Source organism: Veillonella sp. ZSJB6, from assembly GCF_051549505.1.
Taxonomy (GTDB): Bacteria; Bacillota; Negativicutes; order Veillonellales; family Veillonellaceae; genus Veillonella.
In genome coordinates this window covers 1-277 of the sequence record NZ_JBPUGE010000037.1, presented here as the reverse complement: position 1 = coordinate 277, position 277 = coordinate 1, and the positions used below count along the sequence as shown (strand labels likewise).

Below are 277 nucleotides of genomic sequence, written 5' to 3'. Positions count from 1 at the left end.
CAATGACATCAACGCCAATTTATGCACAAATTGATTTGAGCCCTGAAGAAATCGAAGCGTACGACGACGCAAGCCTGATTTACGACGACGTGACGTACTACGGGGCGCGTGAATCGTCAACGATTTGGCGGTTCATGGTGGATGCGGCCGACGTTGACGTTACGACCATCGATCAAGTCACGTTATATAATGGTGAGGGCGTTCCTTATTCGTTCCCGGACGCCGTCTATGCATTTCATGTTGAGGAACTTGCGGGCGAGTCGACTGAGCCGGGTGA

At 51.6% G+C, this 277-nt stretch carries 1 protein-coding gene; it reads left to right on the top strand.

Annotation, left to right across the window (positions count from 1 at the left end; genetic code table 11):
• Positions 1-35: 35 nt before the first annotated feature.
• The coding region (locus ACSV5T_RS09805; RefSeq protein ID WP_438320985.1) for a hypothetical protein at positions 36-277 on the top strand (242 nt) is incomplete at its 3' end.